The 25,602-nt window shown below is 51.2% G+C and carries 24 protein-coding genes; 9 read left to right on the plus strand and 15 right to left on the minus strand.

The window, feature by feature from the left end; translation table 11 throughout:
* Positions 1-9: 9 nt before the first annotated feature.
* From yqeH to A7K91_RS16005, 10 genes are all read right to left on the minus strand, one after another.
* Complete coding sequence (yqeH, locus tag A7K91_RS15960; protein ID WP_068684403.1) at positions 10-1,134, minus strand: ribosome biogenesis GTPase YqeH; 1,125 nt, start codon at positions 1,132-1,134, stop codon at positions 10-12.
* On the minus strand, positions 1,131-1,658 hold the full coding sequence (locus tag A7K91_RS15965; RefSeq protein WP_068684405.1) for a YqeG family HAD IIIA-type phosphatase: 528 nt from the start codon (positions 1,656-1,658) through the stop codon (positions 1,131-1,133). The genes yqeH and A7K91_RS15965 overlap by 4 nt, the downstream gene beginning before the upstream one ends.
* A 142-nt stretch (positions 1,659-1,800) precedes the next feature.
* The gene (locus tag A7K91_RS15970; RefSeq protein ID WP_068684407.1) at positions 1,801-4,044 is read right to left on the minus strand and encodes a transglutaminase TgpA family protein; all 2,244 of its coding nucleotides are present in this window, start codon (positions 4,042-4,044) and stop codon (positions 1,801-1,803) included.
* Positions 4,041-5,285 (minus strand): DUF58 domain-containing protein, encoded by a 1,245-nt coding sequence (locus tag A7K91_RS15975; RefSeq protein WP_068684409.1) that lies wholly within the window; start codon positions 5,283-5,285, stop codon positions 4,041-4,043. The genes A7K91_RS15970 and A7K91_RS15975 overlap by 4 nt, the downstream gene beginning before the upstream one ends.
* Before the next feature lie 4 nt (positions 5,286-5,289).
* Positions 5,290-6,246: an AAA family ATPase gene (locus A7K91_RS15980; RefSeq protein WP_068684411.1), complete on the minus strand. Its 957-nt coding sequence runs from the start codon at positions 6,244-6,246 to the stop codon at positions 5,290-5,292.
* A gap of 125 nt (positions 6,247-6,371) precedes the next feature.
* Positions 6,372-6,722 (minus strand): stage V sporulation protein AE, encoded by a 351-nt coding sequence (gene spoVAE, locus A7K91_RS15985; RefSeq protein WP_068684413.1) that lies wholly within the window; start codon positions 6,720-6,722, stop codon positions 6,372-6,374.
* Positions 6,719-7,747 carry a stage V sporulation protein AD gene (gene spoVAD, locus A7K91_RS15990; RefSeq protein ID WP_068684415.1) on the minus strand — a complete coding sequence of 343 codons (1,029 nt, stop codon included), beginning with the start codon at positions 7,745-7,747 and terminating at the stop codon, positions 6,719-6,721. The genes spoVAE and spoVAD overlap by 4 nt, the downstream gene beginning before the upstream one ends.
* A gap of 1 nt (position 7,748) precedes the next feature.
* Positions 7,749-8,240, minus strand: a complete 492-nt coding sequence (gene spoVAC, locus A7K91_RS15995) for a stage V sporulation protein AC (protein ID WP_068684417.1) — start codon at positions 8,238-8,240, stop codon at positions 7,749-7,751.
* A 165-nt stretch (positions 8,241-8,405) separates the two neighbouring features.
* Entirely contained in the window at positions 8,406-8,966 is a 561-nt protein-coding gene (locus A7K91_RS16000; protein WP_068684419.1) for an STM3941 family protein, read from the minus strand.
* 286 nt (positions 8,967-9,252) lie between these two features.
* Positions 9,253-10,095 (minus strand): sugar phosphate isomerase/epimerase family protein, encoded by an 843-nt coding sequence (locus A7K91_RS16005; protein WP_068684421.1) that lies wholly within the window; start codon positions 10,093-10,095, stop codon positions 9,253-9,255.
* A 134-nt stretch (positions 10,096-10,229) separates the two neighbouring features.
* Here A7K91_RS16005 and A7K91_RS16010 point away from each other — a divergent pair, with 134 nt between their 5' ends.
* Positions 10,230-11,105 (plus strand): AraC family transcriptional regulator, encoded by an 876-nt coding sequence (locus tag A7K91_RS16010; protein ID WP_068684423.1) that lies wholly within the window; start codon positions 10,230-10,232, stop codon positions 11,103-11,105.
* 177 nt (positions 11,106-11,282) lie between these two features.
* Positions 11,283-12,407, plus strand: a complete 1,125-nt coding sequence (locus A7K91_RS16015) for an ROK family protein (RefSeq protein WP_068684425.1) — start codon at positions 11,283-11,285, stop codon at positions 12,405-12,407.
* Positions 12,408-12,548: 141 nt separating this feature from the next.
* On the opposite strand, the gene A7K91_RS16020 is transcribed toward A7K91_RS16015, so the two are convergent.
* From A7K91_RS16020 to A7K91_RS16030, 3 genes are read right to left on the minus strand one after another with little or no spacing between them, the layout of a single operon-like run.
* Positions 12,549-13,310 carry a hypothetical protein gene (locus tag A7K91_RS16020; protein ID WP_068684427.1) on the minus strand — a complete coding sequence of 254 codons (762 nt, stop codon included), beginning with the start codon at positions 13,308-13,310 and terminating at the stop codon, positions 12,549-12,551.
* A complete protein-coding gene (locus A7K91_RS16025; protein WP_068684429.1) occupies positions 13,307-14,005 on the minus strand; it encodes an ABC transporter ATP-binding protein in 699 nt (232 codons plus the stop codon). Before A7K91_RS16025 ends, A7K91_RS16020 begins: the two co-directional genes overlap by 4 nt.
* Before the next feature lies 1 nt (position 14,006).
* Positions 14,007-14,393: a GntR family transcriptional regulator gene (locus tag A7K91_RS16030; RefSeq protein ID WP_068684431.1), complete on the minus strand. Its 387-nt coding sequence runs from the start codon at positions 14,391-14,393 to the stop codon at positions 14,007-14,009.
* A gap of 154 nt (positions 14,394-14,547) precedes the next feature.
* Here A7K91_RS16030 and A7K91_RS16035 point away from each other — a divergent pair, with 154 nt between their 5' ends.
* The 3 genes from A7K91_RS16035 to A7K91_RS16045 all read left to right on the plus strand — a co-directional run bounded on the left by A7K91_RS16035 (position 14,548) and on the right by A7K91_RS16045 (position 17,014).
* Positions 14,548-15,726 (plus strand): DUF4261 domain-containing protein, encoded by a 1,179-nt coding sequence (locus A7K91_RS16035; protein WP_068684433.1) that lies wholly within the window; start codon positions 14,548-14,550, stop codon positions 15,724-15,726.
* 184 nt (positions 15,727-15,910) lie between these two features.
* A complete protein-coding gene (locus A7K91_RS16040; RefSeq protein ID WP_245697547.1) occupies positions 15,911-16,366 on the plus strand; it encodes an Lrp/AsnC family transcriptional regulator in 456 nt (151 codons plus the stop codon).
* 12 nt (positions 16,367-16,378) lie between these two features.
* On the plus strand, positions 16,379-17,014 hold the full coding sequence (locus A7K91_RS16045) for a LysE family translocator (RefSeq protein WP_068684435.1): 636 nt from the start codon (positions 16,379-16,381) through the stop codon (positions 17,012-17,014).
* 155 nt (positions 17,015-17,169) lie between these two features.
* Here the strand turns inward: A7K91_RS16045 and A7K91_RS16050 are convergent, their stop codons facing one another.
* Complete coding sequence (locus A7K91_RS16050) at positions 17,170-17,568, minus strand: hypothetical protein (RefSeq protein WP_068684437.1); 399 nt, start codon at positions 17,566-17,568, stop codon at positions 17,170-17,172.
* 173 nt (positions 17,569-17,741) lie between these two features.
* On the opposite strand from A7K91_RS16050, the gene A7K91_RS16055 reads away from it, so the two are divergent.
* From A7K91_RS16055 to A7K91_RS16070, 4 genes are all read left to right on the plus strand, one after another.
* Positions 17,742-18,449 (plus strand): response regulator transcription factor, encoded by a 708-nt coding sequence (locus A7K91_RS16055; RefSeq protein ID WP_068684439.1) that lies wholly within the window; start codon positions 17,742-17,744, stop codon positions 18,447-18,449.
* 15 nt (positions 18,450-18,464) lie between these two features.
* Positions 18,465-19,931 carry a sensor histidine kinase gene (locus A7K91_RS16060; protein ID WP_068684441.1) on the plus strand — a complete coding sequence of 489 codons (1,467 nt, stop codon included), beginning with the start codon at positions 18,465-18,467 and terminating at the stop codon, positions 19,929-19,931.
* 174 nt (positions 19,932-20,105) lie between these two features.
* Positions 20,106-20,882 carry an ABC transporter ATP-binding protein gene (locus tag A7K91_RS16065; protein ID WP_068684443.1) on the plus strand — a complete coding sequence of 259 codons (777 nt, stop codon included), beginning with the start codon at positions 20,106-20,108 and terminating at the stop codon, positions 20,880-20,882.
* Positions 20,879-23,263: an ABC transporter permease gene (locus A7K91_RS16070; RefSeq protein WP_068684446.1), complete on the plus strand. Its 2,385-nt coding sequence runs from the start codon at positions 20,879-20,881 to the stop codon at positions 23,261-23,263. Before A7K91_RS16065 ends, A7K91_RS16070 begins: the two co-directional genes overlap by 4 nt.
* Positions 23,264-23,517: 254 nt before the next feature.
* On the opposite strand, the gene A7K91_RS16075 is transcribed toward A7K91_RS16070, so the two are convergent.
* Positions 23,518-25,590 carry a beta-galactosidase gene (locus tag A7K91_RS16075; RefSeq protein WP_068684448.1) on the minus strand — a complete coding sequence of 691 codons (2,073 nt, stop codon included), beginning with the start codon at positions 25,588-25,590 and terminating at the stop codon, positions 23,518-23,520.
* Positions 25,591-25,602 lie beyond the last annotated feature (12 nt).

Below are 25,602 nucleotides of genomic sequence, written 5' to 3' on the forward strand. Positions count from 1 at the left end.
CTTATGTCTCTAGATCATGGAAGGGCGCAGGAGCACCTTGACCCCTTTGGGGGCATAAACGTCTATCTGCGCGCCGCTTTGTCCATTGGCCTGGATCCAGCCAAGACCGGCGACAAAAATATCCTGCTTCTCCCCGCTTCGCACGCGAAGCGAATGCCTTGTCCATTCCGGAATCGACTCCAGCTCCTCACGGCTTGGCGCTCCCAGCAGCTCTCCCTTATGCTCGCTATAAAGCTCGTCCGCACGCTCCAGCTTTGTCCGGTGCACGTTAAGCGCATTGGAAATATAGAGGGTAAAGGATTGCCGTTCCCCCTCCACAAAGTCAAAGCGAACCAAGCTGCCCAGAAACAGCGTTTGCTGTTCGTTTAGCTGATATACCAGCGGCTTGATCGGCTTGTCCGGCAGCAATGAGCCCAAAAAGCTGCGCGGCACAACCTCCGTCATTCTGCTGGTGTAAACAATACCCGGCGTATCAATGACAGCTTTGCCATCGTCCAGCGGGATATAAATGGCGTCAAGCGTTGTGCCTGGATACCGGGAGGTCGTCAGCTCTCTCTCCAGATCGCTATAATCCCGGATGAGACGATTAATCAGAGTCGATTTGCCGACATTGGTAGCGCCTACCACATACACGTCGCGGTCCTTGCGATGCTTCTCCAGCGCTTCAATGACATGCTCAAAGCCAATATTGCGTTTGGCGCTGCACAGGATGACATCCACAGTGCGCAAGCCCTGCTCCTTGGCAGTCCGCTGCACCCAGTTGCGAATCCGGTTCATGTTTAAGCCCTTTGGCAGCAAATCGATTTTGTTCACGACGAGCAATACGGGATTGTTGCCCACAAAGCGCTGAAGGCCGGAAATCAGGCTGCCCTCAAAATCGTACAGGTCAACGATATGAATAACCAGACTGTCGGTTGAGCCAATGCTGCCAAGCAGCCGCAAAAAGTCGTCCTGATCAATCGCTACGGATGAAGCTTCATTATAATGGGTAATACGGAAGCAGCGCTGGCAAATAACCGGCTCGCGCGCGGCAGCGGACTCCGGCAAATAACCCGGCAATTCGCTGCTCTGCGATTGCAGCGCAACGCCGCAGCCTGCGCAGGCTGCTCCTTCTTCCTTAATATGCTTGCTCATGATTGCTTATCCTCCTCATACCATAACCCGCGCCGGCGAAGCCTTGTCAGCGCGTACTTCTCGATTTTCCGATTTACCCTTGTCATCATGCCTTCATCGGCAGGAGAGATCGGCGCAACCAGAATTGTGTGCAGACCCAGCCGGTTGCCGCCAAGCACGTCTGTCATCATCTGGTCTCCAATCATTGCCGTCTGGCCAGGCTCCAGCTGAAGCAAAGCCAGCGCTTTCCGAAAGGCCTGCTGCGACGGCTTCCTTGCAGCATGCAGAAACGGTATATCAAGCGGGACGGCAAAATTGCCGACCCTTGTTTTATTATTATTGGACACAATAACGACCCGGAATCCCGCCGCCTTGACTTTATCCAGCCAAACAATAAGCTCGGGCGTTGCCAGCGGCTCCCTTGCCCCTACAAGCGTGTTGTCCAAATCCGTTATAATTCCCCGCACTCCATGCAAATACAGCTCGTCCAGATCAATATCGTATACCGAATGAACACGTTTCTTCGGCACCAATCTTTCAAACATAACCGTAATCCCTCAGCTTTCTACCTGCTATCTTACGAAACTATAACATACAATGACAATTTGTTGCAAAAAAAATACCGCCGAATCACCGTCCGGCGGCAGCTGTTTTTATTCATGTTTTAGGGGATGAACAACCTTTTACTCATTTTATTTCCCCTATCAAATAATTGACCTTTTGCACAAAACGTTCGGTTTCATCTTTTGTGGCATTGCCGGCTCCGTATTTGGCTCTTTCGAAGCTCTCGAGCACGTAACGGAAATCCTCCTTCAGCGGCTTGCGGCTTTGCGACCAGCGCTGCACTGCTTCCCGAAGCGTTTCGTGCTCTTCGCGCTGTAGCCCCCGCCGCTTGCAGAAGCGCAGAAGCTTGCCCGTTTCCGCAACAATCAGCTCATTGCCGGAATAATTGCGTCCTGAAAGCTTTCGGTAAAGCAAAACCAGTCCGCCAAAACGCCGGATGGCGATCCAGCCTAACCCCATTACGCCGATGCTTGCCGCCGAAATCCAAACCCATGTATAATCCCCTTGCGATTCGTTGACCGGGGACGGCTCAACCTCCGGCTCTTGAGCCTCGGAAGTATCAATATCCGGAAGAATGGGCTCTACGCCTTCCGGCATGGAATAAGGAAAACTGAATCCGGCAGTCGGCTCAAACGGAATCCAGCCGTACCCCTCGAAATAAATTTCAACCCACGAATGCGCATCGGAGTTGCGGACTGTATACGTGCCTGCGCCGTCAGGATTAAAATCCTCCATCATTTCGCCTGGCACCATCATCTGATCCGCTGGAAGCGCGCCAGGGGCAAAGCCCTTGACCCAGCGGGCCGGCATGTCAAGCGAACGGGCCATTACTGCCATCGCGGTAGAGAAATAGTCGCAATATCCCTCCCACAATTCAAACAGGAATTGGTCGACAAAGTCTGTGCTTTCGCCAGTCAATTTGGTTAAATCAGGTTTGTTGTTGTACGCGTAGTTGCTGCGCAGATAGGTCTCCAGCAGCTTGGCCTTGTCATAGGCCGTTGTTCCTTCCGCCGTAATGTCCGCTGCCAGCTGCGCAACCCGGGACGGCAGCGTCTCCGGCAATTTGGTATACATGCTCTGAAGAAGGGGCTCCTCAAATGCGGCTTTGCTTTTTCTCAATGCCGCTTCATCCAGAACCGTCACCTGCGATGAAATAGAATAGACAGCTGGGTAACGAGTCCCCTCGGGAGACAATAGCTCCCATTGAGCCGGGGACCAGACCATGGCAAATGGAAACAGCTCGTTTTCTCCGTTAACCCAGTTTACCTTGGATATTGCAGATGCGCCGAATAAAACAGGATATTCATCTTCCCTGATCATCGTCACGGTCTGATTCACTTCCACCGTTTCGGCAAGGGACCGTAAATTATCCGGAAAATCCATGTTTTTTCCTACATTTATTGCATCGCCCGCTTTACGCGGAGACACGCTATCGCTCCAGCCTGCGCCCGTGTAAAGGTCCTTGGATTCTCCGCGCCAGTAGCTGCGGCGGGTCGTGGTAACCGTCATCATGGGTGAATAGTCATAGTCGAAGCCGCCGCCCAATGCCCCGTCATCCCGGCTATAGCCTGAGCTGGCATTGCCATTGGCCGAGGAAGCCTCCCGAATAATCGCCTTTTCGCCCAAAAAGATGGAAACTTCCTCGCCTCGCGCGTTTTTCCAAAGCGTATAGGGGTCCTGCAATAGCGGAGGCAGCGACGGCATATTGACACCGATGAGCATCAGCAAGGACAGGACGATTACAGCTGGCGAGAACAAGCCTACCGGATATTCAAGCAGCTCCTTCCAGCTGGAGGGATGCCTTCGTTGTAAATGCGCCAGATGATTGACCACGAGCCAGATCAGCCCCGAAAAAACAACGACAGCGACGTTGTCCCATAGCCAGATTGGCGTAAAGGAATCCGCTACGGTCAATAGCAGCACGCCGGCGCCAACAATTCCGAACAATCGGGGCCGCGTAATCGACCAGGAGCCAATCAGCATCTGAAGCGCCATTAGCGCAAGCCCAAACCAGATGAAGGGATGCAGCTGGGCCAGATGCTGCTGCAGCCACCATAGCCATTCGCCCGGCTCGGACGAGGCGGGCGGCAGAACAACCCATTCCTTTCTGGCCAGCCTGAACACAATTATTATCGTTGCCGTAAGCTGCAAAAAGGAACGAAGCAGCCACATGGATAAAGGGACAATAAAATGAATAATAGCTACAGCAGCAATGGTATAATAGCTGATGGCAAAGCTCTCGGGCCACCAATAACCTTCAAATACGGAGAGGCATGCGCATATAATAGCGCCTACAAACAGCGCCGACAGGCGCTCGTACCATGTTCCTTCATATAAGGCAGCAATTCGCCGCATTCCTTTCTTCATGCGATGCCGCTCCCTTCCAGAAGAGTAGGCAGCTCTTGCAAATGCCGGACTGTATGCACGGTCAAACCTCGCGTGCGAAGCAAATGCTGCCAGGCCACATTGCCGCTTATCCTGTCCGTTCCGGAGCCGACATGTATGAGACAAGGCTGGATGCCTTTGCGGGAAAGCCACTCCATAGCTTGCACGATGCCGCTTCCTCCTTCTCCCGAAATGACAACCGCGAAGGAGCCCGGCTCGATTACGCTATCCGCCCGCAGCAATGAAGCGTACAGCGCAACGGGCGAATCCGCGTCAACCGAAGTTAGATGCTTCATACTCAGGCTGCGCTGCTCCATCCCCGACTTTGGCGGGAGTATCGTCATGCTTTCGCCAACCGACACAAGTCCCATCGCCGTGTCATCCTTGAGGCCGTGCTCCATAAAGGAGGCCGCTATGGAAACCGCAAGCTCAAAGCGTTCTTCGGATTGTCCAGCGTATGAGGATAACCGGCGATCCAGAATAACCAGGGTGCGAGGCAGCGACTCCCGCTCAAAGGCTTTTGATTTCCATTGGCCGGTTTTGGCTGTGGCATTCCAGTGAATCCGTGAAAGGCGGTCTCCGTAATGATATTCCCGCACGCCATTAATTTGCGTTGTTTCTTTGGCCGAGCGCGAAGCGGAAGCCTGAGAATACGGCCCTTTTACACCTTGCCGAAACCCAACCCATGCTTTCAGAGCAACAATCTGAGGCTGAATGCTGAACGTCTGCTCCGCCACAAAGCTGCCTTCGTGCTCGAATAGTCCAAAAACATCATAAGATACGCATTCCGTCCGCTGGAATCGGTATTCTCCCCGTTGAAGCGGAGGCGTCTGGTAGGATACATTGCCCGCGCGTTTCCAGTTAGGCACGTAGGACGTTTCAAATTGAAGCAATTTCCCGTTTTCCCGCTGAAGCTGGTCGCGAACAATAACATAAGGCACAGGATAAAAACCGGGAATGCGAATATACAGCTTGACTTCCATTGTAGTGCCTGCGCTTAAAGCCCCTTGCTTCAGGTTAGTTCCTCCACTGATAACCCTGGACCCGTTCACTCTGGCTATGCCGCTCCATCTTCCCAGCAGCAAATAGATAAGCAAAAGGCTCAGAATAACCAGCAGCATCAGCGCTGTTTTACCGCCTTGAAACAGAAAGTATAAGACGCAGCCGAAATACGCGGCAGCTGCCAGAAGCCAGCGAGTCTTTTGGCTCATTGGTTTCATCATAGCCCTATCTCTCCAGACGAACAGGCACTTTAACCGATTCAATAATCTGTTGAAGGATTGATTCGGCCTTCAGTCCGTTCATGCGAGCTTCTGTTCTCAGCACAATCCGGTGGCACAATACATAAGGGGCCAGCGATTTCACGTCATCCGGCGTCACAAAGCTGCGCTGGCGCAGGTAAGCGCTCGCTTTGGCCGCACGCGACAATGAAATCGCCGCACGGGGACTTGCTCCGAGAAGCACCTGGGCGTGCTCCCGCGTCCCGCGAACCAGGTTCACCAAATATTTGGCTACTGCATCGTCAATATGGACGGCCATGGCCTGCTCTTGTATTTCCATCAAGTTTTGCGTATCCAGCACCTGCTGCACGCGATCCGAAGGATGATGAGTGTCGGGCGAAGCTATCATGCGCTGCTCGTCGGATTCAGCAGGGTAACCCAGCGACAGCTTCATCATAAACCGGTCAAGCTGCGCCTCCGGCAGCGTATAGGTGCCTTCAAATTCGATCGGATTTTGCGTAGCGAGAAGAGTAAAGGGCTTTGGCAGCTCGTAGGTCTCCCCATCCACCGTAACATGCCCCTCCTCCATGGCCTCCAGCAAGGCCGACTGGGTTTTGGTCGTCGCCCGGTTAATCTCGTCCGCCAGCAATATATTCGTCATGACGGGGCCCGGCCGAAACAGGAAAGCTTCCTGTTTGGGATGATAGATTGAAACGCCGGTTATATCGGTAGGCAGCAAATCGGGATTGCACTGGATTCTACGGAATTGCCCTCCTACGGTTTTGGCAAGCGCTTTGACCAGCTGGGTCTTTCCCGTGCCCGGCACATCCTCCAGCAGCACGTGGCCCCCAGCCAGCACAGCGATTAAAAGTCTTTCTATCTCCTCATGCTTTCCCAGGATACAAGAATCTAATTGCGATAAAATAAATGAGCATGATTGCATATCAGCAGAACGGATATCCATAAATCAACCTCCCGGAAAAATATGAGCTCCCCTCTATTTTACCGTATGGTATTCACCTGTACAAATTTCGGCATTCCAAAAAAAATTGGAGAATCCCACAGGATTCCCCAAAACTTACGGAATTCTCAGCCTTTAGGCCTTATGACAAGGGCCGCAAGGAATGAAAAGATGATAGCCGCCGATATGCCGGCGCTTGTCACCTTAAAGATGCCGGAAATAACGCCGATCCACCCTTGGCTGTGCAGCTCCGTCAAAGCTCCGTGCACAAGCGCGTTGCCAAAGCTTGTAATAGGTACGGTTGCGCCGGCGCCGGCAAATTTAATCAACGGCTCGTAGAGATCAAGCCCGTCCACGATAGCCCCGATGACAACCAGCGTCGCCATGGTATGGGCGGGCGTCAGCTTCAGCACGTCAAACATCAGCTGTCCCAATACGCAGATAGCGCCGCCAACAAGGAACGCCCATAAAAAAATCATGCCTCTCCCCCCTCTCCATTACCCGCCGTGATGGCAACGGCATGGGCAATACCGGGAATGCTTTCTCCTTGCTGGAACGATATCGGGGACAAAAGCGCTCCGGTGGCCACAACCAAAATCCGCTTCAGCTCGCCCTTTGCCAGCCGCTTCAGCAAATGTCCATACGTAACGACCGCCGAGCAGGCGCAGCCGCTGCCTCCGGCTTGAACCTTTTGCTTCTCGACATCGTATACCAAAAGCCCGCAATCGTTAAATTCGGTATGGTCCATCGGAACGCCATTTTTCATCAGCAGCTCCTTGGCAATAGGATGTCCTACGCCTGCCAGGTCGCCGGTCACAATCAAATCATAATCGCCGGGGGAGCGCCCCGTATCATTGAAATGGGCCTGTATTGTATCCACTGCGGCCGGAGCCATCGCGGCGCCCATATTAAAGGGGTCCTTGATGCCGAGATCCACGACCTTGCCGATGGTTGCGCATTCGACAACAGGCCCGTTGCCTTGCGCGGCCACAAGCGCGGCGCCGGCGCCAGTTACCGTAAACTGGGCTGTCGGGGGTTTCTGAGAGCCGTATTCCGTAGGATACCGGAACTGCTTCTCCGCCGTGCAGTTATGGCTTGCAGTACCCGCCAGCACCCGCTCCGCGGCGCCGCTGTCCACAAGCTGGCAAGCCAGCGCAAGCGATTCCATGGAGGTGGAGCAGGCTCCAAAGACGCCGATATAAGGCGCTCCGATGGCTCTTGCGGCAAAGCTGCTGCTAATGATCTGGTTCATCAAATCCCCGCCGACATAAAACTGGACATCCTGCCGCGACAACCCGGCTTTTTGAACGGCGAATTCAGAAGCCTGCTCCAGGAGAAGGCGCTCCGCCTTTTCCCAGCTTTTTTGCTGCATATCCAATTCCGGGTGGACCAGATCAAAGGATTCCGCCAATGGCCCGCTGCCCTCCTCCGGCCCCACGACGGAGGACGCTCCAATAATGACCGGCCGGTTTGCAAACCACCAGGACTGCTTGCCCTTCAGCATCTTATTGCCCTCCCGTGCCAAGAATCAGATGCGCGATCCCGACAAAAAAAGCGGCGACAGTGCCGTAGACGATAACTGCTCCCGCAAGCTTGAACATATTGCCGCCAACGCCCAGCACCAGCCCTTCGCTTCGATGCTCCAGCGCGGCGGAGCACATGGAATTGGCAAACCCCGTGACCGGCACGGCTGAACCGGCGCCAGCAAACTGGGCAAGCTTGTCATAAACGCCGAGGCTTGTCAAAATAACCGACAGCAGAATCATCACCGCCACGGTTGGATTGGACGCCTGCTCCGGAGTCATGTTCATCAGATGCATAAACAGCTCTGTTACCGCTTGTCCCACCAGGCAGATGCTTCCGCCCACCAGAAATGCCTTCAAGCAATTTCCGAGGATGGAGCGAGGCGGCTCTTTTTCTTTTGCATATACTTGATATTCCTTGGGCGACATGGCCATTTTGTCAAAGCGGCCCGCGCCGTTTTTTGCAGTTGCCAATTCTGTTCCCTCCTTACCCGCTGCGGCTTTCGGAAGCTAATCCGGCCGCTGTCTGCCTTCCCCTTCATTATTTGTTATTTTTCCATTCGTTATGCCAAGTTCGGCTTCCCAGCGCCATGCAAAAAACCAGCCTGGCTTTTTTGCCGGCTGGTTCCATGCATCTATCTATGATTTCCAAATGCCGCCCGAACGCTTCCACTTATCCACCATCATCTCGTAGAACCGCCCCAATGGAACACTGAGCATTTCCTGCGAGATATGAATCGGCGCATCAACCAGTGTATTGTTCAGATTCATCAGCCATCTTTTGAAGCGCGGCTGCTTTTGGAGAAAGGCTTGCGGGTCACGAAGCTTGATGCTGATCCATCGCTGCCCGGAATATTCGGTAATCCCGATATCTTCAATTTCGTCCCAAGCGATGGTGCCTGCCGAAACATAAGAGGAATCGTCAATAATGCCTTCTTCATTAATAAACAGGGATGGCTTCCTGCCAAGCAGTCTGGCCAAAAAGAAAACAAACGCCGCGCCGAAAAAAAGAATGCTTATTACACCGATAATCCCTTCAATCCAACCGCCGGAAAGGATCATCCATATGCCAATGGCGACAAATGCAAAACTGCCCAGAGAAAATAGCGCCATCCTCTTTTTGTCAGGATATTCTGCATAGCTAAAGGGTTGCTGTTGAACGTTATTGGTTTTCCCGTTGCTCTGTTTGTGTTCAATCATCGTTTAAAATGGCTCCTCCTTGTCCTCTCCCCCGCCTCCATCCGTTCATGCAGCCAGTCGGAAAATCCGGGGGACATCAATCCCTTTCATTGTTAAACAGATTTTCTGATTTGAAAACGGCCCAGACCAAAAATAAGACTGAGGTAACAGGAATCGCCATTGTCAAGCCCATTTACGATCAAGCCGCCTTATGAGCGGCGGATAATGCGCCAAAAATGCAAAAAAGACCTCCGCGCCGGAGGCCTTTCTCTCTTGCATTTGTTATGATTCAACTCCCCGGAAATGCCTATGCCATCAAGCCTGCCGCCGAAAAAACCTTGTCGTACCCCGCCTTGGAGCGTTGTGCAAGCTCTTCGGGCGTTCCAGCCGGAGTCTCCGCACTCAAAATCTCCTGCGTGACGGGGCCCCGATAACCAATTTCATGCAGCGCCTTCAGAAAACCGGCCAAATCAATGACGCCTTCGCCTGGATACAAGCGGCCATTGTCCAACGCCTCCTCGACAGGCACATCAGGCGCATCGTTTAAGTGCACGTGTATGATTTGATCCGGGGACAGCTTTACTATATCGTTAACATTCAATCCGTTGGTATACCAATGATAGGAATCGTACAGCAAGCCGACGTTAGGCTCTCCGATACAGCTGATCCAGTCGAGCGTTTCCTCCACTGTCCAGATAAAGGGATTGCTCCAGCGAGTCCGCAGATGATGCGGCCCAACAAACTCAAGGCCAAGCGAAATGCCGTACGCTCCCAGAATTTGCGCGCAAGTCCGAAGCCTGCGCGTTGCCAGGACCATAAAATGGGCAGTCTTGTGGTCGGTGGACGGCAAAATATACGTACAGCAGCGGGTGCAGCCAAGCTCTCTTGCGGAAGCAGCCACCGCAGAAAGCTCTTCCAGCCCCTTCAAAAAGGCCTCCTCCGTCGTTCTCCATTCCACGCTTAACCCGATGGAGCCAATAACAACGCCATTCTCTGCAAGCAGCGCACGCGCGCCTTCCGCGCCATATTGGCGCACAAGGGCAGCCGCATCCAGATCGACTGCTTGGAAGCCGTATTTTCCGGCAAGCCGGATTAGCTGCTCCTGACTTTCCAAAGCGCCCAGACCCGCGCTCGACAATCCTCTCAGCATTTTAATAACCTCCTTGGCTGTAAGTACGAACAAGCTCTATCTCTATCCCTTTTCTATGATAGAATAGAACACAGATCAAAGCGCGCTTTTTTTTCGATAAACATCTCAAATTTTCGGAGGGTCCCCGTTCTATCATGACCTATTATCCCGATTACTTAACAACCTACCCCAATATGGACACGGCAAATCCGCTCCATATCAGCCTGAATTCGCTGCCGGGCGGCTTTCGGCGGCATCGTCATAATTTTTTGGAGTTTTCTTATGTAATAGAAGGCAAAGGCTCGGAGACCGTCAACGGAAGCCGGCATGCCATGGAAGCCGGCATCTTTACCTTCGTGCTGCCCTATCAGACCCATGAGCTGTTCACCGATCCCGGAGAAACGCTGAAATTATATAATTGCATGTTCAGTATGGATTTATTGCTGGAGGGTGCCGGCCATTCGTCCCTGCACGGGCTGCTGGAGGATACGGCAACCCCGCCTTACGTGCGGCTTGAAGGCGATAACAAAATCAGAATGAGGCATCTGGTGGAGGATATGTATCACGAATACAATGGCAATGAGACATGGCGGAACGCCATGCTTCAGCTGCGGCTGAAGGAGATTCTGATCTTGTTCGACCGCGCCCGGAGATTATCCCGCGGCGTTGAAGAGGAATTAATGGAACAACGGGGCGGGAAACGCTCCTCCACATGGTCAATTATCGCCTACATCCATACTCAATATCAGGAGGAGCTTACGTTATCCCGGCTGTCACAGCGGTTTGCAATGAGCGCTTCCCGCATCAGCGAAGTCATCAAGGAAGCAACAGGCCAAACCTTCCTGCAATTTCTTCACGATCTGCGCATTCGGCACGCCTGCGGCCTTCTAGCCTCAACGGAGCTATCCGTTTCCGAGGTTGCGCTGGAATGTGGTTATGGATCATACGGCACCTTCTCCCGCGTGTTCCGCGCAGTCAAAGGAATGGCCCCCAAGGAATACCGGACCGCTATCGGTAAAATACAGTGTTAATTACAAACACAAGAACAAAGATGATATAAAGAACAACTGAAATGATCCGCATCGTGCGTTTGTCCACTGCTGCACGCTCCTTCCCGCGTTCATTGACATCCCTGCTGTATTGTATGCCGGCAAGGGCGATTGCGGAATAAAGATACGATGCTGGGGAAAGGGGCTTTAGGCTTACTCATGTCAACACTTACACCATCGGCTGCCAAACAAGCCGTTTTCGAAGCCATTGCAAGATCGGTCAAATTATCAAAGCTGGAGCTCCACCGTTCATTCAGCCTTACCGGCAGCAGCATGGCGCGCGTACTGGACGAGCTGATTGCCCACGGGCTTATCCGGGAAAATGGCTACGGCCCTTCCACTGGCGGCCGAAGACCTATCCTATACGAACTAAACCCGGAATACGGCTATTTGCTGGGACTGGAGGTATCGCGAACCTACTCCGCAATTGGGCTTTTCGACATGGCCTTGCAGCCGCTGGCTAGCCATAAATGGAATATGGATGAAAGCATGAATCCCGGAGCCTTGATTACCGCGGTAAAACGATGGATCGGACGGGCGATTTCAAGATTGTCCATCCCGAGGGAAAAACTGATCGGTCTTGGCATCGGTTCAGTAGGACCGCTAGACCGTGACAGCGGCATGCTGCTAAACACCAATCATTTTCATGCACAGGGCTGGAAAAACATCCCTCTCCGCTCCATGATGGAAGAAGCATTAGGCATAAAGGTCGTATTGGAAAGCGGAGCAAGCGCAGCCTTGATCGGAGAGCATTGGTCCCTAAAGGAGGAAATGCCTGATCATATGCTGTACGTGCACGTAGGAGCGGGTATTCGCTCAGCGATGATGTCAGACGGAAGAATTGTGCGCGGCGCTGCCGATATGGAGGAATCCATTGGAGGAATGATTATTCAGAGCAGCGGCCCCACGTCGGACTCGCCTCAAACATTTGGGATTTTAAAGGATTTTGTAACGCTTAAGGCATTGGAGAAAGCCGATTTCCCGACATTGCTGCAGTCATTGCAAAACAATGATCCACATATCGAACAACTCTTTATGCAATCCGCCAATTATTTAGGCATTGGCCTAGCCAACATTATTAACATGGTGCATCCCGAAAAAATTATTTTGGGCGGTCCGCTGGTTCATTCCAGCAGCAGGTATTACGAAACCGCCATCGCAACGGCCGTGAGCCATATTTATTCCGATTCCGGCTACCGCCCCCGCTTTTCGCAAGGCCAGCTGAAGGAGCAGGCCGTTGCAGCAGGAGCCGCTGTTATTATGCTTAAGGAATTGGGATTGTGAAAAAACATCCCGCCAATGACAGGAGCCTGCCAATCACTCAGGAAACCGTTCCTTGGGAGTGAAGGAGCAGGCTCCTTTTTGCCAAAAGCGGTCGTTCACCATGGAGGCCTCGATAGCGGCTTTTCCATTGGGTCGCAGCGCCTATACTTTTACCTTTCGGTTAAGCAAATAGCTGATGCCGGCAAGCAATAGCACTACGATTACCGCATCTAAGGCAAATGACGCCCAATTAATGGAATCCAGACCGCCAAACGATACGGTTGCGGTGCCGTTTTCCTCTAAAATTTGAAAGCCGATAACGTCTGTGTCTCCCCCTCCATTGCTAGACGGGAACAACCAGGCTTGCAGCATAGACAAGCCCGCGGCAATGCCAAAAAATACAGTTATGCCAAGCCAGGCTCCGCCTTTTCCTTTTATCGTTTCTGTAACTGTCATGGAGAAAAATAGCAGCGCCGTCAGGCAAACGCTAAACCAGATGATAGTGAACAAAATGCTGAACCAGCCCGATGCCGTTATATTTTCTTTTGCAATTTGAAGAAGCGTTGCTTCGAACCCTCCCCAGGAGGCCAATACAGCATCATAAAGCACATAGACGCCAATTAAAGCAAGCTCGATCCCGATTAACATAGCAAAAGGCGTTATAGCCGCATATACGGAAGGCAGCGGCAATAATCTGCGGCTATAGGACGTGATATTTTTCCGATAGGTGTTGCAAACCAAAACAAAGCCAAGCACGCCGGTCATAATAATAAGCATGATCGAGCTCGTATAAATAGTAATGAATCCCCAATCCTTCCATTTGCCTACAGTCAAAATGGCAGCCAGCCCGGCAAGGAGGATGATGGCTCCTGCACTAAGCAATGTAGCATTTTTTTTGACATCATATTTGAATAAATGAATCATTCCGCATAAACCTCCTTAAACCACTCTTGTACGCTTTTTCCATGTTTCTCGCGAATGTCGTCCACGCCTTCATGGGCAACGAGCTGACCATCCTTAATCAAAATAACTTCATCGAATATACGCTCGATGTCGCGAATGAGATGAGTCGAAACGATAAGGCAGCTATCCTCCGAATAATAATTGACGATAGCATCCAATATTTTCTCCCTCGCCACAGGATCGACGCCGCCGATAGGTTCATCCAGCAAATAGAGGGAAGCCTTTCTTGAAAGCGCCAACGTCAATTGCAGACGCTCGTTCATCCCCTTTGACAGGGACGTTACCTTTTGAGAGCGATCGAGCTTCATAAAATGCAGCATTTCCTCGGCTTTGACTTCATCAAAATCAGGATAAAAGTCCCGAAAAAATGAAATTGCATCCCCGACCTTCATCCAAGGCTCCGTCAAGGGCCGGTCCGGCATAAAGGAAACCAGCCTTTTTGAGGCCGTGCAAACTTTATCACCGCACACCCGGATTTGACCTTCCTTGGAATGCAGCAAACCTGCCGCAAGCTTCATTAACGTTGTTTTTCCGCTACCGTTGCTGCCCAGCAGCCCCACAATTTTGCCTGCATCAACCTTGAAGGAAATATCCTTCAGCGCCGACTTGCTGCCATAATTTTTAGATATATTGTGCAATTCCAGTATTGACTGCATATCAGTTCCCCTCCTCTGTTTGTCCTTGCTGCCTGATTGCATCGGAAACCAGCTCCACGATATCCCTTTCGCCAAAGCCAAGCTCCTTCATGCCTGTCACAAAATGGTCAAGCAGCGCTCCTGCCATATCTTTTTTAATCGACAATATTTTCGACTCCTCACTGGTTACGTATCTGCCCATGCCTCGTCTAGTTTCCACAATTCCTTCGCGCTCCAGCTCCTGAAAAGTGCGCTGTATCGTATTGGGGTTAATTTGAAGCTCAGCCGCCAGCTCCCTCACTGACTCTATCTTGTCTCCCGGTCCAAGCTTGCCAACGACGATTTGTCTTTTGATATAGTTAATGATTTGCAGATAGATCGGCAAATTGTTGTCAAAATCAATAGGCACAACGAGTTCGGCTCCTTTCTGTATTGGTGTTATAGTTACATAGTACACTAGATCATCACTGTTGTAAAGCATCCTTTTGGACTATTGCCACTGTCGAATTTTGGCTGGTATAATAATACAATTTACTTCACCAACTTCCTAAAGGAGTGTTTTTATGACTAATCAACAGCAAGCAGCCCTGGAGGCCATGACGTCCTGGCTGGCCGATGAACAGGAGCTGGGCAAAATTCCTTACAAGATTGAGCACGCAGGAGAATTCATGCTGCATGAAATGAAATATTATCTTTTTAAATATAAGAAAAAAATGCTTAGCTCCTGGCTGTTGGGAGTATGCGGCGGGTATGAATCCCCGGAAGACACGGAGCATTGCGGCCATATATTCAGTGAGATGCAGCCTTATAACCCCGCTACAGCCGTTGAAGAAGCAACCAAAATGGTGGAGATGATCCGGGAATACTGGATGCAGCGCGCTGCGGAATACGAAAACGCCTCCGGCAATGGTCCTAACGGGGATGACGACGATGAAAACGGCGCGGGTGGGATCTTTAACGGCTTTGTGCTGCTGAACTCTGTGGAATTTGACCGGGAGGAAATAATAGCAAGGCTTCAACAGGATTGGAACATTGTTGTAACGGAAGAAGAGGATGATGAGGACAACAGCGGCGAGTCCGCAAACCATGAAAACCCGGGAGAGCATGATGACGGCAGCGGTCCCGCCCCTCTTGTTTTTGAAGCGGAGGGCAGCATGCTCGCGGTCAGCTTTATCCCTGCTCCCGTGCCTGACAACGAGGCGGTACATAATGCCGGCAGCAATTATTTGTGGCCGCAGGCGGAGGAGGTAACCAAAACCCATGTCGCCCATCTAATAATTGCTGTCATCCCGCGTGAAAGCTCTCCGATGGAAAACGGCACAAATTATGTAAAGCTGGCTTCGAGCTGTCTCAAGCTTCCAAACGCCATTGGCCTTTATTCCTCCGGAACCGTTTTTCAACCGGAGTTCTTTCAGGATGTGACGGAAGCGATGAAGGAGGATGACCTTTTCCCTCTGCTCAACCTGGTCTACTTCGGCCTGGTTCGCAGTGAAAATGGCGTCAGCGGCTATACAATCGGGTTAAATTCGTTTGGCAAGGATGAAATCGAGGTGCTGGAAAGCCCTGCTTCGCCTTCCGAGCTGCGAGAGTTTCTTATTGATATATCGGGATATGTCGTGGAATACGATGTCAAGCTTCGCCACGGCGAAACGATTGGTTTTTCCGAGGAGCAGAAGCTTGCGATCACCCGCTCGGAGGGTGTTAATATTGGCGGGCAAACCTTAAAGATTCAATATATTTAATGGAAATAAAGATTTCCATAGTTACCGGGACGATAATCGTCCCGGTTTTTTTGTACTTAAAATTGTTAAGCCAGTTCGCTTATATATCACTATAATTTTATTTTTTAAGGGCTGTTCCTATAAAAATTTAAACAACTAACGAAATGTTTACACATATTTTAAAGCCGGAATTTGCGTAGTATACTTGCCTAAAAAGGGGGCGTTTGTCATAGATGATATTGATTTTAACATTCTGGATATTTTGAAAAACAACAGCCGAATGACCAGCTCCGAAATAAGTAAAATGGTCCATCTATCCGTGCCCTCCGTTTCGGACAGAATACGGAAGCTGGAGCGTAATGGCGTGATCAGCAGCTTTACCGTTAAGCTTGGCCGCGAGCATATGGGCCAAAATTGCATCGTTTTTATTTTCGTGCAAATACAGGGCTCCTCCGAAACCAGTCATTTTCGAAATACGATTATTCAATCGCCGCAAGTATTAGAGTGCCATCATATTTCGGGGGAATACGATTATCTGCTAAAGGTTGCAGTTGATCAGCTCTCGCAATTGGAGGATTTTATTACAAATACATTAAAGGCCAATCATAATGTGGTGAGGTCCAATACGATTTTTATATTATCGACCTTGAAAGAAGAATAGGGAGAGCTGCTCATGAACTGGGAATGGCTGTTAAAAGGAGCTTTGCTTGGTTTTTCCATTGCAGCTCCGGTGGGTCCCATCAGCATTTTATGTATAAAGAATACTTTGCGTTTCGGGTTTAAAACGGGGGTATTCAGCGGACTTGGAGCAGCAACGGCTGATGCAGCGTATGGAATAATCGCTGGCTGCGGCTTAACCGCCATTATGGTTGCTTTGACTGACTACACCCTCATATTGCAGGCATCAGGAGGACTGTTTATTTGCCTGATCGGCATTAAAACGCTGTTAAAGCCCGCAGAAGAAATGACGGCGGATTCCCCCGGCATCAAAAATGCGATCCGTTCTTTTATGGTGACATTGCTGCTTACGTTGTCCAATCCCATGACTATTGTTTTTTTCATTGGAGTTTTCACTGCTTCCGGCGTGGCGGGTTCACAATCGGGACTGGACATCCCTCTTATGGTTGGCGGGGTCTTTATCGGTTCAGCAGGCTGGTGGATAGGATTAACGGGAGCCATTGCTCTTTTAAGAAGGAATATGACACACAGTTGGATGAAGCGGCTGTCTCTTTTCAACAAAATGTCCGGCCTTGTTATGCTTGCCTTTGGGCTTTACGGGCTTTATCATTCAACCTATTCCTTATTCTAAAACACGACAAGCGGGGCTGTCCGAAAAGTCTGTTACGGTGAATAAATATTCAGCAAAACCGGTACCTGCTGAATAGTTATTCGTTTCACGTGACTTTTCGGACAGGCCCCTTCCTGTCCATTTGAACGCGACTTGATTACTGGATTGCAGCGCTTTTATTCACTAACAGCGCCATCGCCTTCAACAGGCATGGATGGCTCTGCCAGCTCATCTGATCCCGCAGGCATGGTTGGTTCCGCCAGCTCATCAGATCCCGCAGGCATCGTTGGCTCGGTCAGCTCGTTGTTTTCTGCCGGCATCGTTGGCTCTGCCAGCTCGTTTGTTTCAGCCGGCGCTCCATCGCCCTCCAGCCCCGTTTCTCCTCCTGCATTGTTGCCTCCGCCGGAATTCATGCCGCCGTCCACGTTGCCGGACCCTTCCGTATTGGTGCCGCTGCCAGCGCCCGCATTGCCGTTTGTATTGTTACAGGCTGCTGCGCCAAAAATCAGCGCCGCGCATAATGTAGCGGTTAGCAGTAGCTTTGTCATCCCTTGAGCCTTCGTTCTTTTTTTCATTTTGTTTCCTCCTGAAAGTTAAGGTATAGTTTTTTTGTTGTATGGCCGCCTATGACTACTTACCCCCGGCAAACAGCAATGAAACGCCGCAAACCATGAGAAAATGTTCAGAAAAAGTCTTCCATTCTGTTATACTTGACATAATTACGTATGTTGGAGATGGAGAACAGTCTATGAAACAATCAAAAAAAATTTTGATTATTGAGGACGAACGGGATATGGCGCGAATTATATCCCTTTATCTGGATAAACAAGGCTATGAAGCAAAAACGGCGAATACCGCCGTGCAAGGACTGCTTGAGCTGGCTTCCTGGCAGCCTCACTATATCATTCTGGATATCGGCCTGCCTGATCTGGACGGCATTGAGGTTTGCCGCCGCATCCGCGAAATAAGCGATGTGCCTGTGTTGATTTTAAGCGCCAGGGGCAGCAGCACCGACAAGGTGCTTGGTCTCGGCTTTGGCGCGGACGATTATATGACGAAGCCGTTTGAGCTGGCAGAGCTTGCGGCACGGATTGCCGCTTATTTTCGCAGGCATGACGGACAAGTTTCCTCCCGCAAGGGTGATGCCGATGCCATTAACGCGGGACCACTGTCCATGAACCGCAAGCAATATACTGCTGCAATGGGCGGAAACGAGCTAATGTTGTCCGCCAAGGAATTTGAGCTGTTATATCATTTGGCATCGCACAGCAACCAGGTTTTTTCCAAAAGCCGACTGCTGGATGCCGTATGGGGCCTTGAGAGCCACGGCGATGAAAACACGGTTACCGTATACATCCGCAGATTGCGCGAAAAGCTGGAGGCCGATCCCTCCAATCCCGCTTATTTGATCACGGTTTGGGGAGTCGGTTATAAATTCAGCGCAGGCGAAGGATAGGAGGAGCGTTTTGTCATGCTTGAACAAGGGATGAAGCGAATGCTTCTGCTCGCCTCGTTATGCCTTCTTTTGATTGTGGCGGGGAGCGCAATGTTATACGGAGAGTTAAGATACGGCGATCCGCTGGAAAAAAGCGCAGCCATTGTCAACCGGGTTACGGCGCAAGCAAGCGACATCATGGTTTTACTGGAGGATTATGCCGACAATGCTGCTACGCTTGCTCCCTATGGGGATCAGCTTGGGTCCATGGCAAAGGAAACGGGGATGCGCATCAAAGCAGCTTTTCTCGACGGGACCTTGTATTTTGACTCTGACATGGATGCGGGAACCTTGCTGGATGGTTTATTACGCGGCGAAGAGCCGCTCAAGCTGGACATCATCACTGAATCACATTACCGGCTGCAGCATGTAGGAGGCGGCGTCTATTCTGTCGCCTTGCCCGTTGTAAGCAGCAAAACCGGCATTCAGACCGGTAATGCCGTAATCTATGCACCCTCCGAATTAATCAAGCAATGGAGCCCATCCGGAGCTCACGCTTTGCCTCTTTGGCTAATCGGCTGCGGATTGACCGGGTTAATCGCGCTGCTTCTTTTTTATGCAAGGACAATAAAAATCTATATCCTGAGGCCAGTTATGATCTTGCGCAGCCATTCCGAGGCCATCCTTCAGGGCAATTACAACGAAAGCGCGGTCCATAACCGCGATGATGAAATTGGAGAGCTGTACGGCGTATTCGATCAAATGAGAACGGAAATCCGCTACTTGCATGAATCGCGTTTAAGGAAGGATCAAGCTCAAAAGGAGCTGATCACCAACATCTCCCATGACCTGAAAACCCCGCTGGCTGTTGCCAGAGCCTACACGGAGCTTATGCGCGGAGAAGAAGCCGCTTTGTCGCCGTCCGTTAAGGAATATGTAGAAGTAATGGATGTTCATACACGAAAAATGTCCGCTTTGATCGAGGATTTGATGCTGCATGCCATGAGCGAGCTGGGGCAAATATCGGTTAAGCCGGAGGAAATCTATAGCCGGGAGTTGTTTCAGCTTATGGCGGAATCTGCCGCCAGCTTTGTTATCGCGCATGGCATCCGTTTTCGTCCGCCGTCATCCGTTCCCGATGTGCTGATTCGCGGCGATGCCGTGCGGCTGGAGCAAGTGATCGGCAATTTAATTGCCAATGCCATTAAACATACCGAACGCGGCGGTACCATTTCCATGGATATCATACTCGATGAAGGCAAGCTGGTTACAACGGTGTCGGATACGGGCCAGGGCATATCGCCGGAGGACATGCCTTTCCTGTTCCACCGATATTATCAAGGGAGCCCGGCCAAGGGAGAAGACCTCGTTTCCGGCACAGGCAACGGATTAGGCTTGTCCATATGCAAGCATATTATTGAGGAGCACGGCGGTACAATAAGCTTCCGCAGCGAAAAAAACAAGGGCACCGCCTTCACCTTTACATTGCCGTTAAGCGGATAATTCCCTTGCAATAACAAAGCGGCTCCTCTGTAAGGATTTATTCATAATTTGATAAGCTCCTATATATATCTGCTCCCTATACTCCTTAATAGATGTAGTTCAAAAGGTTTGCTTCCTTGCTCAAAGGCGGACTTTTGCAACACGCATTTATACAACCATCAAGGAGGATTTTATATGACATCGCCCCATCCCCCATCCGCCATTTTGACTGCAGACGGGCTTTGCAAAACCTATTCTTCAGGCAACCAGCAGCACCATGCTGTAAGAAATGTAACGGTAGACATTGTTGAAGGTGAATTTACGGTCATTATGGGCAATTCCGGCTCGGGAAAATCCAGCCTTCTCTATTTGCTAAGCGGGCTTGAGCAAGCAACGGCTGGCCACGTCCTGTTTAAGGGCAAGGACATCCATGCCCTGCCTCAGAAGGAGCTAGCGAAGTTCCGGGCCAAGGAAATGGGCTATATCTATCAAAGCATCAACCTCATTCCCGATTTGACGCTGCTGGAAAATGTATCATTGCCCGGTTATGTCGCGGGGCGCCCAAAGGCCGAAGTCAAGCGGGAAGCCGCGGCGCTGCTGGAGCAAATGGGACTGGCTTCGGAGTCGGGAAGACTGCCGATGCAAACGTCAGGCGGCCAGCAGCAAAGAGGAGCGATCGCCAGAGCCTTAATTAACAAGCCTCCTCTTTTGTTCGCGGACGAGCCTACAGGAAGTCTGAACTATGATCAAGGCGTATCCGTATTGAACCTGCTGACGAAGCTGAATCATGGCGGGCAATCCATCGTTATGGTCACGCATGATATTAAAGCCGCCTGCCGGGGCGACCGGATCATTGTTATTTCCGATGGCAAGATAAGCGGCGATATCCAGCTGGGCCGTTACGACGGGGGCGATATGAGCGAGCGCGAAAGCATTGTATTTGCTTTTGCAACCAAGGAGGGGCGCCCGTGAATGCTCTTGCAACTCTGATTCTGGGCGAGCTCAGACGCAAAAAAATGCAAAGTCTGCTCATGGCCCTGCTGCTGCTTTTATCCACCTGGTTGTCGGCAACCTCCATTATTTTGATGAATCAGTCGCAAAACCGGTTTCAGCAGCTATTCGATAGCTCCAATGCGCCGCATGAAATGGTTATTCTGGACTCCGGCAAACATAATCCCGATGAAATTCATTCCTGGTGGCAAAGCCGCAGCGAGGCTGAGCCCTCTTCCTTGCTGCCGTATCGGACTCTCAATAAAGTAAGCCTTGGAGACAAAACTATCTCAAACCTCTATGTCTATATGATCAATACGCCGGACAAAGAGCAAAAGGTGGACAAGCTACAATTTGTACAAGGCGAACAGCAGGGGGTCCCTCAGCCCGGAACAGTTTGGGTTCCTTCCTCTCTTGCTTACGGAAGCGGCATTGAAATCGGCGACGCCTTGACGTTTGGCAGCGGCGATGACGTGTTCCAGTTGAAGGTTTCCGCTGTCGTTATCGACATTCCCTTTGGCGCCCCTTTTTCAACCACGGCCCGCATTTGGATGAATCCGCAGGATTACAAGGAGCAGTCTGGTTCAGCTTTGACCGGCAATGAACGCTATATGTTCGGCATTCGTTATCAGGATTACAGCCAAAGCACCGCCCTCTGGAATGAGCTGGCTGCAAAGCTTGGAAAGCCTTATCTGGAATCCAAAATCAGCTATGAGGAGATCGTTTCCTTCTATCTGGTCATGAATAAGCTAATCGGGTTCATTATGATGGTGTTAGGCATTATCATGCTGATGATCGCTTTAGTTACAATTGGTTTTACGATCTCGGACGCCATTCTGGCGCAATATCGCAAAATCGGCATTTTAAAAGCGATTGGCATGACCTCCTCCGGAACTATTTTAATCTTTGTGCTTCAATATACGTTCCTTGCGCTGCTAGGCGTAGCGCCAGGCGTGGTGCTAAGCGGAGCAACCTCACGGCTGATTGCGGATTTGACGCTTTCTAATCTGAAAACCGAAAACACTGGACTTGGCCTGGAGGATATGATTGTGTTAGGCGTGGTCGGAATCGTTATTTTGCTGCTGGCGGCAGGTTTCTCCTACGTATTTGCCCGCAAAACGGCAGCTATTATGCCGGCCCAGGCAATCCGTTACGGAATGTCGGAAAAGAATAGCTCGCGAAAGGGCAAAGTCACAAATACCTCCGGCGGCACATGGCCGCGTTTTGACCGCTATCCCTTTTTTGCGGCAATCGGTCTCCGTCATCTGAAGCAAAATGTCAAGGGCAGCACCCTGATTGCAATCATCACTGTCACAGCATCGGCTGCCATCACGCTTGGCTTCGTACTGGTGACAAGTCTGCTTGCCATTCATCAATCGGCTGGCAAATGGGGTTATGATAACTCGGATATTTCCGTTTCCATTGTAAACGATGCTTCCTTCTCCAGAGAAATCTTTAACCAAACGTTGCAAAACGATGAGCGTATTGCCTCCTTCGGATGGATGAGCGGCGCTACGGGCGTATATGTCTCCGGTGAGCCGGGAAGCCTTAGTGTCAGCATTTTGGACGGAAGCTACGAAGGCCTTGGTTTTGAAACGCTGGAGGGCAGAAATCCCGTTAATCGCAATGAAATTGCAATCGGCATAAAGGTGGCGGAAAATCGGGGGTTGCATATCGGAGACAGAATGGAGCTGTATATCGGAGGCAAAAAAGTATCCCTTTTGGTCAGCGGCATCTACCAGGCCATCTCTAATAGGTCGATGTCTGCGCGAATAACGTCCGATGTTCCACTGGATGAAGTCAACACGGGAATTACCGATGCCTCTGCCTTTATCCAGCTTAAGGACGGTGTGTCAGCCGACCTTGTTGCCAGGGAACTCCAGGATCAATACCAAACCGAATTAACCGTTGAAACCCAAAAATCGCTTCTGGATTCCGTTTTCAAGGAAGCGGTTGACAATTTGCTGCTGCCCATGTTTTTTGTAGGCTTCCTGTTCCTTGGCGTATCCGCCATTATTGTCTACAGCATTTGCCGCATTGGCATTCGCACGATGCTGAAAACCTACGGCATCTACAAAACAATCGGCATGACCTCTCGCAGCATCAGGCTCTCCATCTCCTGCGGGATTGCCCTTTTGTCCGCCGCAGGCGCGGTCATCGGCGCAATAACGGGCATCTGGCTGCTTACCTCTCTGCTTGAATTTATGATGCGGGATTACGGCATGGCCGAGCTGCCGCTGGTGCTGCAATGGCCAGGCATTATCGTTGCGGCCAGCCTCAGCATTGTGCCTGCATTTGCCGGCTCCTGGATATCCTCGCGCATCCTTGAATTTTTGTCGCCGCGCGAGCTTGTTATTGAATAGTAGGGACATACGGGACTGTCCGAAAAGTATGTTGCGGTGAATGATTATTCAACAAAACCGGTCCCTACCGGAAAAGGGTGTCTTGGAGGCTCAAACCTATTTGCCCGCATTATTTTGACCTATTTTTTAGCGGATAAAAACGGACAAAAAAAACTCGCCCTCAAGACACCCTTTCCTCTCCGGTCCTCTCCTGAATCATTATTCGTGGAGCTTGACTTTTCGGACAATCCCATTCCTTCAATTGTTATTCTGTTTTATTTTCGCTCCAGAATGTAGACGCCTTTAGCCGGGATGCGGCATTCTCCGCTGAATGTGTTCCCGGACAAAAGATCCTTCAGTGATTCGCCTCCAAGGTTTACGACGCTTTCTTCGGCATTGTGGTTCAGAATGAACAAGAAGGTTTTGTCGCCTTTCTGCCGCTCCTTCACCTCGACGCCAGCCGTCGGCGGCAGCAGCGCCCCGATGCCTGCTTCCTTGCAGACATGCCCCAGGAACGTCCCCATAAACGCCTCGTCAGGGCTGGTCGCTACATACCAGGCTTTGCCTTTGCCAAAGCGGTTGACGGTCAGGGCCGGCATGCCCTTATAAAAGTCGCTGCCATATTCCGCAACAACCTCCGCGCCTTCCGTATGGATCAAGTCACAGAGAATACTGCAAGTATAGTTTCCGTTCAGCCCCTGCGCCAAACCGCCATCGGCGCGGGTCCCTTGCTCGCCGGAAAGCCCGGGCGGCTGGACGGGCACAAGCTCGTTTGTTTGTCCAGGCAGCAAAGCGTCGATTTCCTCCGCCCATATCCCCAGCAGCTTACGCAGCTTGCCGGGGTAACCGCCGGTCGTCACGATATCGTTTTCATTGACGATACCGCTAAAATACGTCGTAATAAACGTGCCGCCCCGCTCCACAAACGCCTCGATTTTCTCCGCAAAGCCAGGTTTGATCATATACATGACCGGCGCTATCACAAGTTCATAGTTCTCCAGATCCTCTTCTACGCCAATCAGGTCGCAGGAAATATTTTGCTCATACAAGGCCCGGTAATAGCGATGCACCTCGTCCACATACTTCAGCGCCACGCTGGGACCGCTTGACAGCTCCACCGCCCAGCGGTTTTCCCAATCGAACAAAATGGCGGCTCTGGCTGCGCTGCGGCTGTCCAGAACGGTGTCGCCCAGCATTTTCAGCTCATGCCCCAGCTCGGCGCATTCACGGAAAACACGGGTATGCTCGTGTCCGACATGCTCGATGACCGCGCCATGATATTTCTCGCAAGCGCCGATAGAGCGCCTAAGCTGGAAGAACATGACGGTATCCGCGCCATGCGCCACCGCCTGCCAGCTCCAGAGGCGCATGACGCCGGGACGCTTCAGTGAGTTATACGGCTGCCAGTTTTGCTGGCTCGGTGTTTGCTCCATCAGCATAAACGGCTGACCGCTTTTTAAGCCGCGCATCAAAGAATGCGTCATTGACGTATAGCTTGGAGGCGTATCAATGGAAGGATAGTTGTCCCAGGACACCACATCCATTTCCTTGGCCCATTTAAAATAATCCAGCTCCGGGTATGTGCCCATCAGATTGGTAGTAATCGGAGTATCCTTGTCATAACGGCGGATCGCTTCATACTCCAGCTTGTAGCAGTCAAGCAGACTGTCGGACTGGAAGCGGCGGTAGTCCAGTGAAATGCTCTGGAAGCAGGTGCGATTGCCGCCCCATTCCTCGCTAAGCGCATTTGGCGGCACGATTTCGTCCCATTCGTAGAAGGTATGTCCCCAAAAGCGGGTATACCAGGCTTTATTCAGCGCCTCCAACGATTGGTAACGCTTCTGGAGCCAGACGCGGAAGGCTTCCGCGCAATTGTCGCAATAGCAATAGCCGCCATATTCATTGGAAATATGCCAGATGACAAGACCAGGCAGATCATAATAACGCTCAGCCAGCTTACCTGCGATTGCTGCGGAATAGCTGCGGTAAACGGGACTGTTGGGGCAAGAATTATGACGTCCGCCAAATTTTCGCTTCCGCCCCTCGTAGTCCACCCGGGTTACCTCGGGATAACGCTTCGCCATCCAAGCGGGATGAGCCCCGGTAGCCGTGGCGAGGCAAATCGCAACATTATCCTTTTGCAAGCGATGAATGATGCGGTCAAGCTCGGAAAAGTCATAGGTATCTTCGCTTGGCTGTATGCCGGCCCAGGAAAAAACATTAACGGTTGCGACATCAATATCCGCCAAGCGGAACAAACGCAGGTCTTCCTCCATAACAGAGGCATCCCATTGCTCGGGGTTATAATCGCCCCCATACCAAAGCTTCGGTAATTTGCTGCTGATCATATTCTGTTACCT

Origin of the sequence: Paenibacillus oryzae, from assembly GCF_001675045.1 — a bacterium.
In the GTDB taxonomy this organism is placed as follows: Bacteria; Bacillota; Bacilli; order Paenibacillales; family Paenibacillaceae; genus Pristimantibacillus; species Pristimantibacillus oryzae.